The organism is Mesorhizobium sp. M0659 (assembly GCF_040320605.1).
Classification (GTDB): domain Bacteria; phylum Pseudomonadota; class Alphaproteobacteria; order Rhizobiales; family Rhizobiaceae; genus Mesorhizobium.
In genome coordinates, this window is record NZ_JAMYPY010000004.1 from 268,872 (window position 1) to 285,986 (window position 17,115).

The 17,115-nt window shown below is 62.6% G+C and carries 18 protein-coding genes, 1 other RNA gene and 1 pseudogene; 14 read left to right on the forward strand and 6 right to left on the reverse strand.

Features of this window, described 5'->3' with window-relative positions; translation table 11 throughout:
• Positions 1 to 129: 129 nt before the first annotated feature.
• A complete protein-coding gene (locus NKI31_RS08890) occupies positions 130 to 795 on the reverse strand; it encodes a c-type cytochrome (protein WP_023669512.1) in 666 nt (221 codons plus the stop codon).
• A gap of 193 nt (positions 796 to 988) precedes the next feature.
• On the opposite strand from NKI31_RS08890, the gene NKI31_RS08895 reads away from it, so the two are divergent.
• Both NKI31_RS08895 and NKI31_RS08900 read left to right on the forward strand, forming a co-directional pair.
• Positions 989 to 1,714, forward strand: coding sequence for a 3-deoxy-manno-octulosonate cytidylyltransferase (locus NKI31_RS08895; protein ID WP_023669513.1), 726 nt, complete (start codon positions 989 to 991; stop codon positions 1,712 to 1,714).
• A 23-nt stretch (positions 1,715 to 1,737) separates the two neighbouring features.
• Entirely contained in the window at positions 1,738 to 2,601 is an 864-nt protein-coding gene (locus NKI31_RS08900; protein WP_023682034.1) for a prephenate dehydratase, read from the forward strand.
• Positions 2,602 to 2,607: 6 nt separating this feature from the next.
• Here the strand turns inward: NKI31_RS08900 and NKI31_RS08905 are convergent, their stop codons facing one another.
• From NKI31_RS08905 to NKI31_RS08915, 3 genes are all read right to left on the reverse strand, one after another.
• Complete coding sequence (locus NKI31_RS08905; RefSeq protein WP_023669515.1) at positions 2,608 to 2,913, reverse strand: Dabb family protein; 306 nt, start codon at positions 2,911 to 2,913, stop codon at positions 2,608 to 2,610.
• A gap of 75 nt (positions 2,914 to 2,988) precedes the next feature.
• Entirely contained in the window at positions 2,989 to 3,930 is a 942-nt protein-coding gene (nudC, locus tag NKI31_RS08910; RefSeq protein WP_023682033.1) for an NAD(+) diphosphatase, read from the reverse strand.
• Positions 3,931 to 3,965: 35 nt separating this feature from the next.
• A complete protein-coding gene (locus tag NKI31_RS08915) occupies positions 3,966 to 4,385 on the reverse strand; it encodes an HIT domain-containing protein (protein ID WP_023682032.1) in 420 nt (139 codons plus the stop codon).
• A gap of 157 nt (positions 4,386 to 4,542) precedes the next feature.
• On the opposite strand from NKI31_RS08915, the gene ffs reads away from it, so the two are divergent.
• The 12 genes from ffs (at position 4,543) to NKI31_RS08975 (ending at position 16,228) form a co-directional block, all read left to right on the forward strand.
• Positions 4,543 to 4,639: signal recognition particle sRNA small type (gene ffs / locus NKI31_RS08920), an RNA gene on the forward strand.
• 204 nt (positions 4,640 to 4,843) lie between these two features.
• Entirely contained in the window at positions 4,844 to 6,655 is a 1,812-nt protein-coding gene (locus NKI31_RS08925) for a DNA polymerase III subunit gamma/tau (RefSeq protein WP_023703500.1), read from the forward strand.
• Positions 6,656 to 6,686: 31 nt separating this feature from the next.
• On the forward strand, positions 6,687 to 7,010 hold the full coding sequence (locus NKI31_RS08930) for a YbaB/EbfC family nucleoid-associated protein (protein ID WP_023682030.1): 324 nt from the start codon (positions 6,687 to 6,689) through the stop codon (positions 7,008 to 7,010).
• Positions 7,011 to 7,228: 218 nt separating this feature from the next.
• The gene (locus tag NKI31_RS08935) at positions 7,229 to 8,197 is read left to right on the forward strand and encodes a cell wall hydrolase (RefSeq protein WP_352651253.1); all 969 of its coding nucleotides are present in this window, start codon (positions 7,229 to 7,231) and stop codon (positions 8,195 to 8,197) included.
• 97 nt (positions 8,198 to 8,294) lie between these two features.
• A complete protein-coding gene (gene recR, locus NKI31_RS08940) occupies positions 8,295 to 8,900 on the forward strand; it encodes a recombination mediator RecR (RefSeq protein ID WP_023682028.1) in 606 nt (201 codons plus the stop codon).
• Between the two features lie 194 nt (positions 8,901 to 9,094).
• Entirely contained in the window at positions 9,095 to 10,372 is a 1,278-nt protein-coding gene (locus NKI31_RS08945) for a lytic murein transglycosylase (protein WP_352461897.1), read from the forward strand.
• Positions 10,373 to 10,634: 262 nt separating this feature from the next.
• On the forward strand, positions 10,635 to 12,278 hold the full coding sequence (locus NKI31_RS08950) for an ABC transporter substrate-binding protein (protein ID WP_352651256.1): 1,644 nt from the start codon (positions 10,635 to 10,637) through the stop codon (positions 12,276 to 12,278).
• A gap of 19 nt (positions 12,279 to 12,297) precedes the next feature.
• Positions 12,298 to 13,365 carry an ABC transporter permease gene (locus NKI31_RS08955; protein WP_023682025.1) on the forward strand — a complete coding sequence of 356 codons (1,068 nt, stop codon included), beginning with the start codon at positions 12,298 to 12,300 and terminating at the stop codon, positions 13,363 to 13,365.
• Complete coding sequence (gene nikC / locus NKI31_RS08960; protein ID WP_023682024.1) at positions 13,362 to 14,282, forward strand: nickel transporter permease; 921 nt, start codon at positions 13,362 to 13,364, stop codon at positions 14,280 to 14,282. The genes NKI31_RS08955 and nikC overlap by 4 nt, the downstream gene beginning before the upstream one ends.
• Before the next feature lie 10 nt (positions 14,283 to 14,292).
• Positions 14,293 to 15,129, forward strand: coding sequence for an ABC transporter ATP-binding protein (locus tag NKI31_RS08965; RefSeq protein ID WP_023682023.1), 837 nt, complete (start codon positions 14,293 to 14,295; stop codon positions 15,127 to 15,129).
• On the forward strand, positions 15,126 to 15,875 hold the full coding sequence (locus NKI31_RS08970) for an ABC transporter ATP-binding protein (RefSeq protein ID WP_023682022.1): 750 nt from the start codon (positions 15,126 to 15,128) through the stop codon (positions 15,873 to 15,875). The genes NKI31_RS08965 and NKI31_RS08970 overlap by 4 nt, the downstream gene beginning before the upstream one ends.
• Positions 15,876 to 15,889: 14 nt before the next feature.
• The gene (locus NKI31_RS08975) at positions 15,890 to 16,228 is read left to right on the forward strand and encodes a hypothetical protein (RefSeq protein ID WP_023682021.1); all 339 of its coding nucleotides are present in this window, start codon (positions 15,890 to 15,892) and stop codon (positions 16,226 to 16,228) included.
• A gap of 68 nt (positions 16,229 to 16,296) precedes the next feature.
• Here the strand turns inward: NKI31_RS08975 and NKI31_RS08980 are convergent, their stop codons facing one another.
• Positions 16,297 to 16,470: a hypothetical protein gene (locus tag NKI31_RS08980; RefSeq protein WP_023682020.1), complete on the reverse strand. Its 174-nt coding sequence runs from the start codon at positions 16,468 to 16,470 to the stop codon at positions 16,297 to 16,299.
• Positions 16,452 to 16,988 (reverse strand): annotated as a pseudogene (locus NKI31_RS08985) (efflux RND transporter permease subunit); the annotation flags it as partial. The pseudogene NKI31_RS08985 and the gene NKI31_RS08980, both read right to left, overlap by 19 nt.
• Positions 16,989 to 17,115 lie beyond the last annotated feature (127 nt).

Here is a 17,115-nt window from a genome sequence, read left to right on the forward strand (position 1 = left end):
CGGCAATCCTAAATGATTTGACGCCGGTGAAAACCGCCATGCGGCGGCTTTGTCGCCGCATATGCGATTTTCCTAACAAAAAGCCGGGCTGAACCCGGCTTTTTTGAGGTCATGGAGATGACAATTCGGTTATTTGGCGGGCGCCGGTGCCGGCGTCGCAGGGGCTGGAGCTGCACCTTCAGCCGGCTTGGCCGGAGCGGCACCCTCGGCCGGCTTGGCCGGCGCCGTTGCATCGGCGGCGGCACCTGGCGTCGGCAGCGGCTTCGGGCTATCCGACAGCGTGCGCAGATAGGCAATGACGTTGGCGCGGTCCTCGTCCTTCGGCAGGCCGGCAAAGCCCATCGCCGTGCCCTTCACGAATTTCTTCGGCGAGGTGATGAAGTGGTTGAGATTGTCATAGGTCCACTTCTCGGCGCCGCCCTTGGAAAACTCCTTCATGCCGGCCGAATAGGCAAAGCCCTCATGCTCGGCGACGGGGCGGTCGACGATGTCCCAGAGATCCGGGCCGACCTTGTTGGGGCCGCCTTTTTCGCCGGAATGGCAGGCCTGGCATTTCTTAAAGACGGCCGCACCTTGCTCGACATTGGCGGTGGCCAAAAGGTCGGCGATCGGCTTCGCCTCTGCTGCGGGTCCGGCGGCGCCGCCTTCGGCAGGCTCCGTCGCCTCGATGGCAAAGCCGGGTTTTTCCGGCGCCGGCGAGGCAAACAGGGCGTCGGACACCAAACCGACCGAGAAGACGACGAAACAGGTTCCAAGCAACCCGGCGAGCAGTTTGTTGACTTCGTTGGAATCCATACGCCCCAGGGCTCCCTTTTCCGGCGGACCTCTCCGTCCACTCCGTCCGTCGGTATCGTGACCCACCCCGTCGAGCCGGTCAAATCGGGCGGAAACTAGGTCTTTTGCTTGGGCGTTGCAACACCTATAAGGGCGCTTCCAGTGAGACCTTTTGCCACTTTCCCCATCCTCTTTCGAACGCCTTGCAACCTCGATGTCCACGCTCATCCTGATCCCGGCCCGCATGGCCTCGACGCGCCTGCCGGGCAAGCCGCTGGCCGACATAGCCGGCGCGCCGATGATCGTCCATGTCGCCCGCCGCGCCGCTGAGGCTGGGCTTGGCCGGGTAGTGGTGGCAACCGACACGCGCAACGTGGCCGAAGCGGTGCGCGCGCACGGTTTCGAGGCGGTGATGACGCGCACCGACCACGAATCCGGTTCCGACCGTATCTTCGAGGCGCTGACCGCCCTCGACCCCGATCGCAAGGTCGAAACCATCGTCAATGTGCAGGGCGACCTGCCGACCATCGATCCCAAGATCATCGGTGCGGCGCTGAAACCGTTCGAGGACGCTGCGGTCGACATCGCCACGCTCGGCGTCGAGATCGTCCGCGACGAGGAAAAGGCCAACCCCAACGTCGTCAAGATCGTCGGTTCGCCGTTGTCGGCGACGCGGCTGAAGGCGCTCTATTTCACCCGCGCCACCGCGCCCTGGGGCGAGGGGCCGCTCTATCACCATGTCGGCCTCTACGCCTATCGGCGCTCAGCCCTCGAACGCTTCGTCGCGCTAAAACCTTCGCCGCTCGAACGGCGCGAGCGGCTGGAGCAGTTGCGGGCGGTGGAGGCCGGTATGCGCATCGATGCCGAGATCGTGCAATCGCTGCCGCTGGGCGTCGACACGCCGGAAGACCTCGAACGCGCCCGACAAATTCTTTCCTGAGACCTTCAACCTGAGATATCGGCATGCCTGACAAGACCAACAGAATAGCCTTCCAAGGCGAACCGGGCGCCAATTCCGACACCGCCAGCCGCAACATGTTCCCTTCGATGGAGCCGTTGCCGTGCCCCACCTTCGAGGATGCCTTCAACGCGGTCGAGACCAACAAGGCCGACCTCGCCATGATCCCGATCGAAAACACCATCGCCGGCCGCGTCGCCGACATTCATCATCTCTTGCCGGAATCGAAACTCCACATCGTCGGCGAGTATTTTCTGCCGATCCACTTCCAGCTGATGGTGCTGCCAGGCGTCAAACGCGAAGAGATCAAGACCGTGCACAGCCATATCCATGCGCTGGGACAGTGCCGCAAATACATCCGCAAGAACGGTTGGAAGCCGGTGATCGCCGGCGACACGGCGGGCTCTGCGAAGCTGGTCTCGGAGCTCAAGGACCGCACCATGGCCTCGCTCGCCCCGGCGCTAGCCGCAGAACTCTACGGCCTCGACATCATCGAGAAGAACGTCGAGGACACGGATTCGAATGTCACCCGCTTTGTCGTGCTGACCAAGGACAAGCGATTGGCCGAACGGCCCTCGGCCGACACCAAGATGATGACGACCTTCATGTTCCGTGTCCGCAACGTGCCGGCTGCGCTCTACAAGGCAATGGGCGGTTTCGCCACCAACGGCGTCAACATGACGAAGCTGGAGAGCTATCAGTTGGGCGCCTTCACCGCGACGCTGTTCTACGCCGATATCGAGGGCCATCCCGACGATCCACTGGTCAAGCTGGCGCTGGACGAACTGCGCTTCTTCTCGCGCGAAGTGCGCATTTTGGGTGTCTATCCCGCCAGCGAGTCGCGCGAGCAGTGGAAGGTCGCGGACTAAGGTTCCCTAAACCAGCAGGGTCAGCGGCACATAGTCGATTTCCATGAAGGTTTCGACTTCCGGGATCCAGCGGTCGCGCACGAAGGCAACGTGGTCGGGATGCTCGTTATATCTGGTGTAGGCGGCCTGATCGACGAACTCCATCGAGAAGCCGAAGTGATAGTCGTTTTTCGGGCTGACTTGCCGCAGCGGCTCGAAATGGGTGACGCCCTTGATTGCGCTGAGAATGCGCTTGGCATCGGAGAGGAACCGCTTTTCCTCCAGCGAGTACTGCGGGTGCTTCAGGGTGAAAACCACGGTGTGACGGATCATTTTTTGCTCCCGTTAAGCAATTCCAGGAAAAGTGTGAAGCGGTTTTCCGTCCGGAATTGCGTAAAATAACAAGTCTTATTCGCTGTCGACCCAGGCGCGGATCAGATGATGCGCGATCGCGCCTTTCGGCGGCGTGACCAGATTGTCCTTGTGCGTCCTCTCCAGCATGGAACGCACCTCGTCGCGAAAAAACCAGCGGCAATCTTCCAACTCGTTGAGATCGGCCTGGATGTCGTCATTGAGCGGTTCGCCGAAACAGCCGATCATCAGCGAATAGGGGAACGGCCAGGGTTGGCTGGCATGGTAGACGACGCGGCCGAGCCGGATGCCGGCTTCCTCCAGCGTTTCGCGGCGCACCGCCGCCTCGATCGTCTCGCCCGGCTCGATGAAGCCGGCAAGCGCCGAGTACATGCCGGGCCCGAAATGCCGGCCGCGGCCGAGCAGGCATTTTTCCCGCGTCGCCGTCAGCATAATCGCCACCGGATCGGTGCGTGGAAAGTGCTCGGTGCCGCAATTTGGGCAATGGCGCTTGTAGCCGCCGGCCCGCATATGCGATTCATGGCCGCATTTGCTGCAGAAGCGATGGGTGGCATGCCAGGCAAGCAGGGCGGCGCCTTGCGCCAGCGCGCCCGCTGCCGCCTCGTCGATCAGCCCCTGCATATAGACCGAGCGATAATCGATCGCCTTCATGGTCTCCGGTAGCTGTTCGGGATCGAGGCCGACCGGCACGGCAAGGACCGGGCCGCTCTCGGCAAAGCCAAGCAGCACGCCTTGTGCGAGTGATGGCTGCAGCTTCTGGCTCTCAGCCAGATCGAACCAAGGGTCGAAGCTGCCATCGTGCAATTTCAGATACAGCCGTCCGCCATGCATCGGCAGAAGACGTGCCGAGGGATCGGCCAACGCCCTTTCGACGGAATCGTCGGCGCGGTTCTCGGATTGCCGATCAATCGTGTTTCCGGCGAAGCCGACGAACTGGCTCGGTTCGCGCAAGGGCGCGTCAAAAAGGCGAAAGGTCATGGAAGCTCGAACGTCTAGGGATGGACACAGGCGGCTTATAGCGCCGCCTTGATCTGTTGCGCAAATTGGCGGATGCCTGAACGCTCATAGGGCTCGCGCATGCCGTGCCCCCACACCGGCCCCGGCCAGCCCGGATCGCCTTCCGAGCGGGCGATGACGTGGACATGCAATTGCCGAACGATGTTGCCGAGCGCGCCGGTGTTGATCTTGGTGCAGCCCGTGGTTCTTTTCAGCGCCTGCGCCACCATGTTGGTTTCGAAGGTCAACATCGCCTGGTCGAGCGGCGTCATGTCGTGGATTTCTTCGGCCCCCGGCCGCTGCGGCACCAGGACCAGCCATGGCCAGCGGCTATCGTTCATCACCCTGAGCTCGCACAGGCCGAGCCACATCAGCTGCTCGCTATCCGCCTCCAGCCTGGAGTCGAGCGTGAATCCGGCCTTGAGGCCCGGTAGCATTGGCGTTTCCCTTGCGCTTCTCGCATTATTCCCAAACTCATGACGCTAGAGCGGCTGCACGGGGGCTGCAAGCGATTCATTGAGCGGCGGAGTTCACGGGCATCCGATTCTCAATGCACCCTTGCATTTGATCGCTGAATTGCCGATATGGAACGCGGGAGGTTGGTGGTGGACGATCCACTCGCCAACCGGGTCAGGTCCGGAAGGAAGCAGCCCTAACGAGCCCGGAACGGGTCATTGTTCCAGCCTCCCACCTCATCGGCCCCTCTCGCGACATTGACGACGCATTGCAGCGCGGGCGAGACTATTGGAGCAATTCCAGGGAAAGTGTGAGCGGTTTCCCGTCCGGAATTGCGTTAAAGCAAAGGGTAGAGCGGTTTGCCGTTTCAGAAAACGGTGAAACGATCTAGCAGGAATCGGCTACGCTGAGACGCGGCCTTTTGGAGCTTTACGGGCGAATGAGCGAAGCCGGAAATTCGGACCCCGAAAACCTGGAGAAGCAAAAGGCCGTCGCCTATCGCGTGCTGGCGCGCAAATATCGTCCGTCGAATTTCTCCGAACTGATCGGCCAGGAGCCGATGGTCCGCACTTTGACCAACGCTTTCTCCACAGGCCGCATCGCCCAGGCCTGGATGCTGACCGGCGTGCGCGGCGTCGGTAAGACCACGACGGCGCGCATCCTGGCACGGGCGCTCAACTACAAGACGCCGACGGTCGACCATCCCTCGGTCGACCTCGCCTTCCTGGGCGAGCACTGCCAGGCGATCATGGAAGGCCGCCATGTCGACGTCATCGAGATGGACGCCGCGTCTCATACCGGCATCGACGACATCAGGGACATTATCGAGCGCGTGCGCTATGCCCCGGTGTCGGCGCGCTACAAAGTCTACATCATCGACGAAGTGCACATGCTCTCCACCCAGGCCTTCAACGGCCTGTTGAAGACGCTGGAAGAACCGCCGCCGCACGTCAAATTCATCTTTGCCACCACCGAAATCCGCAAAGTGCCGATCACCGTGCTGTCGCGCTGCCAGCGTTTCGACCTGAGACGCATCGATGCCGGCGCACTGGTCGCGCACCTCTCCTCGATTGCCGGCAAGGAAGGCATATCGGTCGACGACGACGCGCTGGCGATGATCGCGCGCGCCGCCGAAGGCTCGGCCCGCGATTCGCTCTCCATCCTCGACCAGGCGATCGCCCATGGCGGCGGCGCCGTCAGCGCCGAAGCGGTGCGCGCCATGCTGGGTCTCGCCGACCGCGCCCGCATCGTCGACCTGTTCGAACATGTCATGAAGGGCGATGTGGCGGCCGCCCTTGCCGAATTCCGCAACCAGTACGACACCGGCGCCGATCCGACTGCCGTGCTGACCGATCTGGCCGAATTCAACCACCTCGTCACCCGGCTGCGCTTCGTGCCGACGGCTGCCGACGACGCTTCCCTGTCCGAGGATGAGCGCCGCCGCGGCGCCGACTTCGCCAGCACGCTGTCGGTCAAGGTTCTGTCGCGAACCTGGCAGATGCTCTTGAAAGGCATTCCCGAGGTGCAGTCATCCAACCGACCGGTCAGCGCCGGCGAGATGGTGCTGATCCGGCTGGCGCATGCCGCCGACCTGCCGACGCTGGACGAGGCGCTGAAATCTCTAGAGAGCGGCGCTCCGGCGTCCGGTGGTGTTTCACGCCCGAATGGTGCGCCGGTAAATGCCGGCAATGGCGGCGGCGCCAGCGCGGTAGCGCAGACCCGGATGCCGTCCGGGCCAGCCGGTGCGCAAACCATGCGATTGGTCGACGCGCCCCCGGTCGCCTTTGTCGCGCCTCCGCAGCCGGTCGTCGAGCCGCAATCGCCGCCGCTGAAATCGCTGGCCGATATTGTCGCTCTTGCCGACGCGCAGCGTGACATCGCCTTCAAGGTGCTGGTCAAGAGCTGTATTCGCCTGGTGCGCATCGAGCCCGGCCGTATCGACGTCGGCCTGACCGCCGATGCGCCCAAGATGCTGCTCAACGACTTGACGACGAAGCTGCGGGCCTGGACCGGCCGCAACTGGCTGGTGTCATTGTCGAAGGAAGAGGGCGGCCAGACGTTAGCCGAGATGGAATCGACCAGGCGCGAGACCGCTTTCTCCGACGCGAAAAGCGATCCGGCGGTGGCCGCCATCCTCGCGCGCTTTCCCGGCGCCAAGATCATCGACGTGCGCATTCCCGACGCGCCGGAAGTCGACACCGACAAGGCCGAAGCGCCGGTCGAGCCGCCGTCCGACGACGACGAAACCTGACCATAGCCACGAATCCGCAAAGGACCCGACCATGAAAGATCTTCTCAGCCTGATGGGCAAGGCGAAGGAAATGCAGGCCAAGTTCCAGGCCATGCAGGACGAGATCGCGACGATTGAAGCAAGCGGGCAGGCGGGCGGCGGGCTGGTCAATGTCACGCTGACCGGCAAGTTCGAAATGAAGTCGCTGAAGATCGATCCGTCGCTGTTCAAGGAGGACGAGGTCGAGATTCTCGAAGACCTGCTGCTGGCCGCTCACAATGACGCCAAAAATAAGGTCGAGCAGATTATGCAGGAGAAGACCAAGGCGCTGACGGCAGGCTTGCCGATCCCGCCCGGAATGAAATTGCCGTTCTGAGCCGGCTCCAACCAGTTAATTGATTATGAAGGGAAATCGGCTGCGGAGGCTGTTGTTAAGACTTTCTCCGGCTTTGCTCACGCGGACATATCCGGGCATTTATAAAGTTTTACCTATGCTGCACGAAAGCTAATCCTTTAGCCATCTTTTTGCCTTTAAGAGTCTCATTCTTGCCACATCTCGGGGCGGGATGGCATCTGGACAATGAGGCATTTTTGTTGATCGCGACGCGATGGAAGACGCCGCTTCTGCTCGGCATCATCTTCTCCCCTATGTTCCTGGCCGGTTGCAGCCAGACCACGTCTTCGCACGGCCTGTCGGTCGCCAGCCTGACCGACGCCATCACGCCCAGCTTCCTTTCGACGCGCGCCTACCGCAACACGCCGAAGGAGAAGGAATGCCTGGAGCGGGCGATGTTCTTCGAGTCCAACCGCTCGAGCCGTGACGGCATGATCGCCGTCGGCACGGTGGTGATGAACCGGCTGCGCTCCGGCAATCATGGCAGCACCATTTGCCAAGTGGTTGGCGAACCGGGCCAGTTCGCGCCCGGCGTGATGACGCGGGCGATGAATTCGAAAGCGATACCCGATGTCGAGGAGGCCGCCGATGCGGTGCTCAAGGGCGAGCGCAAGGCCAAGCTGAAGAACACGATGTACTTCCACACCGCCGGCCTGAGGTTCCCCTACAAGAACATGCATTACACCATGGTTGCCGGCGGCAACGCCTTCTACGAGAAGCGCGGCCGCAACTGGCAGCCGCTGCCGGATGAATCCACGACCATGGTTGCCTCGGGGACGCCGCGCGCGCCTGTGCCTGAAGCGCCGGTGCAGGTTGCCTACGCCGAGCCGGTGGTGAAGACCATTGTCCGTCCAGATCCTGCCAAGCAGGCCGCGGCGGTTCGCGCAGCCAAGGCGACACGTGCCCCGGCCGAGCAGACCTATGTGACGGCTTTCGCGGCGCCCGCCAAGAGCGCCCGCGTCGCCGCCAAGCAGACGGAGGTGGCGATGCAGGAGCCGATGGCCGAGCCGGATGCCTCGCGTTTCGGCGGCACGCTGAACGCCCGCTACATCACCTCGGTTCCATCGGCGACGCAGGAAGCGTCGATGGGCTTCCAGTCGACGCCTGAGAACACCGACGCTATCGGCGCAATGATCGTCGATCAAACCCGGCCGCTCTCAGCCTACTGACGCCCAGAACATTTTCCGAGCCCGCCATGGCAGCATGGCGGGCTCGGTGCGTATGCGGCATGTTTCAAAGCGCGCGGAAAAATCCTAGATCAGTGCGATGTCGAAGCGAATCGCCGGTCCCGAGATCGAACGCCTGATCCAGCTCCTGGCCAAGGTGCCGGGGCTAGGGCCGCGTTCGGCCAGGCGTGCGGCACTGCACCTCATCAAGAAGAAGGAGCAGCTTTTGTCGCCGCTCGCCGCCGCCATGGCTGAAGCCGCCGACAAGGTGCGCATCTGCACGACCTGCGGCAACGTCGATACCTCCGACCCTTGCATGATCTGCACCGATCCGCGCCGCGATGCCTCGACGCTGATCGTCGTCGAGGATGTCTCCGATCTCTGGGCGCTGGAGCGGGCGGCGGCCATGAATGTGCGCTACCACGTGCTCGGCGGCACGCTGTCGCCGCTCGACGGCATCGGTCCCGAACAGCTCAACGTGCGCTCGCTCGTCGACCGCGTTGCCGGCGGTGAGGTGAAGGAGGTGATCCTTGCCGTCAATGCCACCGTCGAGGGCCAGACGACGGCGCATTATCTCACCGACCAGCTCTCGGGCTTCGAGATCAAGGTCACTAGGCTTGCGCATGGCGTGCCGGTCGGCGGCGAGCTTGATTATCTGGATGAGGGGACGCTGGCGGCGGCCTTGCGCTCGCGTACGGCGTTTTGACGCAATTGGCGGGCAGGATGTGCGACATGAAAGCTTCGCATTCTTCGAGGTTTGCGCCAAACACCCCCCTCTGTCCTGCCGGACATCTCCCCCTCAAGGGGGGAGATTGGCTGTCGCTTCGGTTTTCGCCTACCACCTGCGTTGAAAGAAGAATGCCGTCCGAGAAGCTGCTGATCTCCCCCCTTGAGGGGGAGATGTCCGGCAGGACAGAGGGGGGTGTGAGGGAACGCAAGCCTCCAAGGCTGCTACTATTTTCATTCCTTGCGGCTCTGCTCGCCCTCCTCCTCATCTCCCCCGCCTCCGCCGCCAAAATCGATGACCAGTTCCGCGCCTGGCTGCAAACCGATCTCTGGCCCGAAGCCCAGACCAAAGGCATCTCCAAATCCACCTTCGACGCCGCTTTCGACGGCGTGAAGCCGAACCTCAAATTGCCCGACCTCGTCCTGCCCGGCGAGAAACCCAAAACCCCGCAAAAACAGCATCAGGCCGAGTTCGGTTCGCCCGGCGCCTATTTCGCCGAAAAGACGGTGCGCGCCGTCACGTCAGGTGGGCGCACGCGCGAGGCGGCCAACGCCAGGACGCTGGCTGCGATCGAAAAGCGCTACGGTGTCCCGGGCGAGATACTGTTGGCGATCTGGGGCCGCGAGACCGGCTTCGGCGCGGCGAAAATGCCCTACGACGCTTTCGAAGTGCTCGGCACCAAGGCCTTCATGTCGACCAAGAAAGACTTCTTCCGCACCGAAGTGCTGGCGGCGCTCGAGATCGTCGAGCATGGGTTGGCGCCGGTCGGCGCCATGAAATCGTCCTGGGCCGGCGCGCTCGGCCAGCCGCAATTCATGCCGACCTCGTTCCTGAAGCACGCCGTCGACTACGACGGTGACGGCCACCCCGACATCTGGAATTCGACGCCGGACGTGCTGGCCTCGATCGCCAACTATCTCGTCCACTATGGCTGGGTGAAGGGGCGTGGCTGGGGTTTCGAGGTGACGGTTCCGGAAAGCGTTTCCTGCTCGCTCGAAGGTCCCGACCAGGGCAAGAAGATCTCAGCCTGGGTGGCGATGGGAATCAGCCGCGTCGGCGGCAAAGCCTTTCCGGCCAACGAACTGAAGGCGGAAGGGTTCCTTTTGATGCCGGCCGGACGCAGCGGTCCGGCCTTCATCGCCACGCCCAATTTCTACGTGCTGAAACAGTACAACACCAGCGACCTCTACGCCCTGTTCATCGGCCATGGCGCTGACCGCATTGCCCATGGCGATGCTGATTTCGTCGGCAGCTGGGGTGCGGTTGGCGGCCTGCATCGTTCCGACATCGCCGCGCTGCAACGGGCGCTGGAGGCCAAGGGCTACGATGTCGGCAGCGCCGACGGCCTGCCCGGCTTTAAGACCCGCCGCTCGATCGGCTCCTGGCAGGAAAAGAACGGCCGCCCCGCCACCTGCTTCCCCGACGCCGATCTGGTTGCTGCCATCAAGTAACACCGAAAAGAGCAGAATTTTCCCCATCGGCGGCTGCAATTGGCTCGCCCATGCTTCGACGCGCACAGCATATTCCGATCCAGTATGCCGGCTCGCAAAATGCCCGTTGCCGGTTGGAGGGCTGCCGGATAGGGTGTTGACCAACTGGAAAAAAATCAACACGGTATGGGTCTAACGGTCGTCCTCCGGCCGCGAAAAAGATTACTGCAGCCCTGAGCCGGGAACTCGGGGTCAACAATCAACAAAACAGGGAACAATCATCATGATGATGGAAAAGTTTGCTCTACGTTCGCGCGTCTGGCTCGCAGGTGCTGCCATGTCCGCTCTGCTCATTGGCGTCGCGCCTGCCTTCGCTGTGACACCCGCCGATACGCTGGTCGAAGGTTTTGCCATCGACGACATCATCTCCATGGATCCGGGCGAAGCGTTCGAGCTGTCGACCGCCGAAGTCACCGGCAACACCTATGATCTGCTGGTCCGCCTCGACCTCAGCGACACCTCCAAGGTCAAGGGCGACCTTGCCGAGAGCTGGACCGTTTCCGACGACGGCCTGGTCTATACGTTCAAGCTCAAGCCCGGCCTAAAGTTCGCTTCGGGCAATCCACTGACCGCCGCCGATGTCGCCTATTCCTTCGAGCGCGCCATCAAGCTGGACAAGCCGCCGGCATTCATCATCAACCAGTTCGGCATCAGCGGCGACAACGTCGCCAACAAGGCCAAGGCCGTCGACGACAGCACCTTCCAGTTCACCGTCGACAAGGCCTATGCGCCGAGCTTCGTGTTAAACTGCCTGTCGGCAACGGTCGCTTCGGTCGTCGACGCAAAACTGGTCAAGGAACATGTCGCCGCGGTGACGCCGAGTGCCGACTACAAATGGGACAACGATTTCGGCAACGCCTTCCTGAGGACCGGTTATGCCGGCTCCGGCGCCTACAAGCTGCGCGAATGGCGGGCCAATGAGGTCGTCGTGCTCGAGCGCAACGACAATTACAATGGCGAGAAGGCCAAGCTCGCCCGCGTCATCTACCGCAACATGAAGGAAAGCTCGGCACAGCGCCTGGCGCTCGAAGCAGGCGACATCGACGTTGCCCGCAACCTCGAGCCGAACGATCTCGACGCCATCGCCAAGAATGCCGATCTCACCACGACCAGCGCGCCGAAGGGCACGGTCTTTTACATCAGTCTCAACCAGAAGAATCCGAACCTCGCCAAGCCCGAGGTTCGCCAGGCGTTCAAATATCTGGTCGACTACGATGCGCTGAGCACGACCATCCTCAAGGGCATTGGCGAGATCCACCAGACCTTCCTGCCCAAGGGCGTGCTGGGCGAACTGGACGAAAATCCGTTCAAGTTCGACGTCGCCAAGGCCAAGGAACTGCTGACCAAGGCCGGCCTGGCCGACGGCTTCAGCGTAACCATGGATGTACGCACGGGACAGCCGACAACGGGCATGGCGGAATCGATCCAGCAGACGCTTGGCCAGGCCGGCATCAAGCTGGAAATTATCCCCGGCGACGGTAAGCAGACGCTGACCAAATACCGCGCCCGCAATCATGACATCTATATCGGCCAGTGGGGCCAGGACTATTTCGATCCGAACTCCAACGCCCAGACCTTTGCCTCAAACCCGGACAATTCGGATGAAGGCAAGACCAAGACGCTGGCCTGGCGCAATGCCTGGGACATCCCGGACCTGACAAAGCAGACCGAAGCAGCCTTGCTGGAGAAGGATGCCGGCAAGCGCGCCGATATGTACAAGAGCCTTGAAAAGACGATCCTCGACACCAGTCCCTTCGTCATCATCCACCAGCAATTGGAAGTGGCAGGCCTGCGCAAAAACCTGAAAGGCTTTGCGCTCGGTCCGAGCTTCGACACCAACTTCGTCGGCCCGGTCTCCAAGGAATAGCGCCGGCGGACGCGCCCTGATGAGCGCGATTGAAAACCAGGCGACGGCGGGGCAGGGAAGCGCCCGCGCCGTCGCTATCTTGTTGGCGATCGGCCGCTTCCTGGTCATCGCCGTCACCACCTATCTCGGCCTGCTCGCGGTGACCTTTTTCATCGGCCGCATCATTCCGATCGATCCGGTGCTGGCGGTGCTCGGCGACCGCGCACCGGCCAATGTCGTCGAGCGCACCCGCCGCGAGATGGGGCTCGACCTGCCGTTGATCGAGCAATTCTATATCTATCTCAAGCATGCGCTGAACGGTGATTTCGGCACCTCTGTGCTGACCACCAATCCTGTGATGACCGACATCCGCCGTGCCTTTCCGGCAACGATCGAACTGGCGACTTTGGGCACTCTGATAGGCTCGTTGATCGGCGTGCCGCTCGGCGTGCTGGCAGCGGTAAAACGCGGCAGTCTCATCGACCAGATCGTTCGCATTGTCGGCCTGATCGGCTATTCCGTGCCTATCTTCTGGATCGGGCTTTTGGGGCTTGTCCTGTTCTACGCCAAGCTCCAATGGGTGGCTTTTCCCGGCCGCCTCGACATCGTCTACGAGTACACATTCACACCGATCACCGGCTTCTACCTGCTCGACGCCGCGCTGCAGGGCCAGTGGGATGTCTTCTACGACGCTTACCGCCACATCATCCTGCCGGCAGGGCTGCTGGGCTATTTCTCGCTCGCCTATATCAGCCGGATGACGCGCTCCTTCATGCTGAACGAGCTGTCGCAGGAATACATCGTCGCCGCGCGCGCCAAGGGCCTGTCTGAAACGCGAATCATCTGGGGCCATGCGCTGCGCAACGCCGCGGTGCCGATGGTCACGGTGATCGCGCTGTCCTATGCCGGGCTGCTCGAAGGTTCGGTGCTGACCGAGACGGTGTTCTCCTGGCCCGGCATCGGCCTCTACATCACCAATTCGCTGCAGAACGCCGACATGAACGCCGTGCTCGGCGGCACCATCGTCATCGGTTCGGTGTTCATCGGCATCAATCTCCTGTCCGATGTTCTCTACAAGGTGCTCGATCCGAGGACGAAGACAGGATGAGCGCCGAAGCAATCCAAACGCGCCGCGATTGGCTGCTCAGCGATCGGCCGGCCTCGCGCATGCAGGCACGGCTCGGCCGCGCCTACGTCGCTTGGCGGCGCTTTTCCGCCAACCGGCTGGCGTTTCTCGGCCTGCTCATCATCATCGCGCTGCTGCTGGTCGCAGCCTTTGCCGATGTGCTGGCGCCCTATTCGCCGACCATCGGCGATCTCAAGAATGCCCGGCTTTTGGCGCCGAGTGCGGCGCATTGGTTCGGCACCGACGATCTCGGCCGCGATATCTATTCGCGCATTCTTTTTGGCTCGCGCTGGACCCTCTATGTCGTCATTCTTGTCGCTGTCATCGCAGCCCCCATCGGCCTTTTGGTCGGCACCGTCGCCGGCTATGCCGGCGGCTGGACCGATGCCATTCTGATGCGCATTACCGACATCTTCCTCGCCTTCCCCAAGCTGATCCTGGCACTGGCCTTTGTCGCGGCCCTTGGCCCCGGCATCGAAAACGCGGTGCTGGCCATCGCCATCACCTCGTGGCCGCCTTACGCCCGAATTGCGCGGGCCGAGACGATGACCGTGCGCAATTCGGATTACATCAAGGCGGTGCAATTGATGGGCGCCTCTCCGTTCCGCATCGTGCTGCGCCACATCATGCCGCTCTGCATCTCTTCGCTCATCATCCGGGTGACGCTCGATATGGCCGGCATCATCCTCACCGCCGCCGGCCTCGGCTTCCTCGGCCTGGGCGCCCAGCCGCCGCTGCCGGAATGGGGCACGATGATCGCGTCCGGCCGCCGCTTCGTGCTCGACCAATGGTGGGTGGCCGGCGCGCCGGGCTTCGCCATCCTCATCGTCAGCCTCGGCTTTAACCTGCTTGGCGACGGCCTGCGCGATGCGCTCGATCCCCGGAGTGGCGACCAATGAGTGGTGACCAATGAGCGGTGCACTTCTCGATGTCGACGACCTGCGCGTCACCTTCCCGACTCGGACCGGCCTCATCCAGGCGGTGCGCGGCGTCACTTTTTCGCTTGGCCGAGAGCGGCTGGGCATTGTCGGTGAAAGCGGCTCCGGCAAGTCGCAGACCGGCCGCGCCATCATGGGCCTGACGCCGCCGCAGGCTCTGGTGTCGGCCAAGAAGCTCGCCCTCGACGGCATCGACCTTCTGGCCATACCGGCCCGTCAGCGCCGGGCGCTGCGCGGCAAACGCATCGCCATGATCCTGCAGGATCCGAAATATTCGCTCGACCCCGTGATGAGCATCGGCCGCCAGATCGTCGAGACGCTGCGCACGCATGAAAAGGTCTCCAAGGCCGAAGCGCGCGAGCGGGCGCTGGCCATGCTGGAAGCTGTGCAGATCCGCGATCCCTCGCGTGTCTTCGACCTGCATCCGCACGAGGTGTCCGGCGGGATGGGCCAGCGCGCCATGATCGCAATGATGCTGATCGCCGGACCGGAACTGATGATCGCCGACGAGCCGACCTCGGCGCTCGACGTCACCGTGCAGCTCGATGTGCTCGGCATCCTCGACCGCTTGGTCAGTGAGCGCGGCATGGGCCTGATCTTCATCTCGCACGACCTGCGGCTGGTCGCCTCCTTCTGCGACCGCGTCATCGTCATGTATGCCGGCAAGGTGGTCGAGCAGCTCAAGGCGTCGGAGCTGCGCGACGCCCAGCATCCCTACACGCGCGGCCTGCTCAACTGCATGCCCAGGATCGGTTACGAACGCCACCCGCTGCCGGTGCTCGACCGCAAGCCGGAGTGGGCGGCATGACGCCAGCCATTTCGATTGAAGGGCTGGAGGTGGTGTTCGACCGTTTTCGCGCGCTGAAAGGGGCGAACCTCGAGGTGAAGTCCGGCGAATCCTTCGGCCTGGTCGGCGAGAGCGGTTCCGGCAAGTCGACGCTGCTCAAAGCCATTGCCGGCCTGGTGCCTGTCGCATCCGGTACTATCACGGTCAATGGCAAGACGCTGGGAGCGCGCCGCGACAAGGCTTTTTATCGCGAAGTGCAGATGGTCTTCCAGGACCCCTATGGTTCGCTGCACCCGCGTCAGACCGTCGACCGCCTGCTGCAGGAACCGCTCGCCATTCACGGCTTTGCCGATGGCGAGCAACGCATCCAGCGCGCCCTCGACGAGGTCGGATTAGGCAACGGTTTCCGTTTCCGCTACGCGCACCAGCTCTCCGGCGGTCAGCGTCAGCGCGTGGCGATCGCGCGCGCGCTCATCCTCGAACCGTCGATCCTGCTGCTCGACGAACCAACCTCGGCGCTCGACGCTTCGGTGCAGGCCGAAGTGCTCAACCTGCTGGAAGAGGTTCGCCGTCGGCGCAAGCTGACCTTCCTGATGGTCAGCCACGACCTCGCCATCATCACCCATATGTGCGAGCGCCTGATGGTGATGCAGAACGGCGAAGCGGTGGAAAATCTCACCGCGAGCCAGCTGATCGGGCATCGCGTAGAGAAGGATTATACGCGCAATCTGTTGAGGGCGAGCGAGGGGTTTGTGCGGACCGCTTGAATCTGGGGTTTCCTATGGCGGAATGGACGTTCGAAGACCCACCCAATGTCGCGGTGTTGTCGGACAGAAGCATATTTAAACGTGGTGACTGGATCGCATACGTTGTGCACGAAGCTGATGACGACGATAACCACAACGATGAGGGTGGCAGTTGGCAATTTCATAGCAACGACAAGCAAAATCGAGATGAACCCGAGCTAATGCTCGTCAGCCTCCAGAATGTGGTTCAGCGGGATGAGAGCATCCTGGAATTGGCCGATTTGCCAAAAGGCTGGCATGCTTGGCGCAGTTCAAAATTGTCGCCTTGGCAGCGCGCTAAATCACTCCCTGTACCCTCCAACGACAACGAGTGATGCAGGAGGGCTAAGTCGAGCTTTGCGCCAGTTCGCCGTTCTCTGGAACAGATGGTTCGTCCCCCTGCTTAGGCTCCTTGATCCTGAACCACGTCACATAAAGCGCCGGCAGGAACAGCAGCGTGATCGCCGGCGATGATGCCGCCCATCATGGCGTATGCCATCGGGCCCCGGAACACTTCGCGCGCGATCGGGATCAGCGCCAGGCTGGCGGCCGCGGCCGTCAGCGCGATCGGCCGCATGCGGTGCTCGGTCGCTTCGATACGGCTTCCCAGCGGTCTTGGCCCTCGGCCACCAGATCCTCGATCTGCACGATCAGGATCATCGAGTTGCGGATCAGGATGCCGATCAGCGCCAGGACGCCCAGAATGGCGACGAAGCCGAGCGGTGCGCCGCTCGGCACCAGGGCCGCGACCACGCCGATCAGGCCGAGCGGCGCCACCGCCACCACCAGGAACAGGCGCTGAAAACTTTGCAACTGGATCATCAGGATGGTCGCCATCACGAACAGCATCAGCGGCACCACCGCTGCGGCTTTTTGCGCTTTCTTCGACCGAGCCGGCGGTTGCAACGGAATAGCGGGCGGTAGTTTGGCGATGAAGGCGTCGACCGACGGCTTCAATTCGTTCACGACGGTGGCCGGCAGCACGTCGCCAACGAGGCCTGCGCGAACGGTGATCATCGGGATGCGGTTGCGCCGCCACACCGTCGGCTGTTCGAGGTCGTAGCGGAAGTTCGCCACCGCGGCGAGCGGGATCGCTTCGCCGTTCCCGGTGACGGGTGAGCTGTCACGGACTGCCCCGTACGTGTATCGGTCGGCTGGTTAAGACCGGTCTGTCGAAGTGGCCCGCATCGACGACAGGCCCAATCGCCCGGCGGCGGTGCCA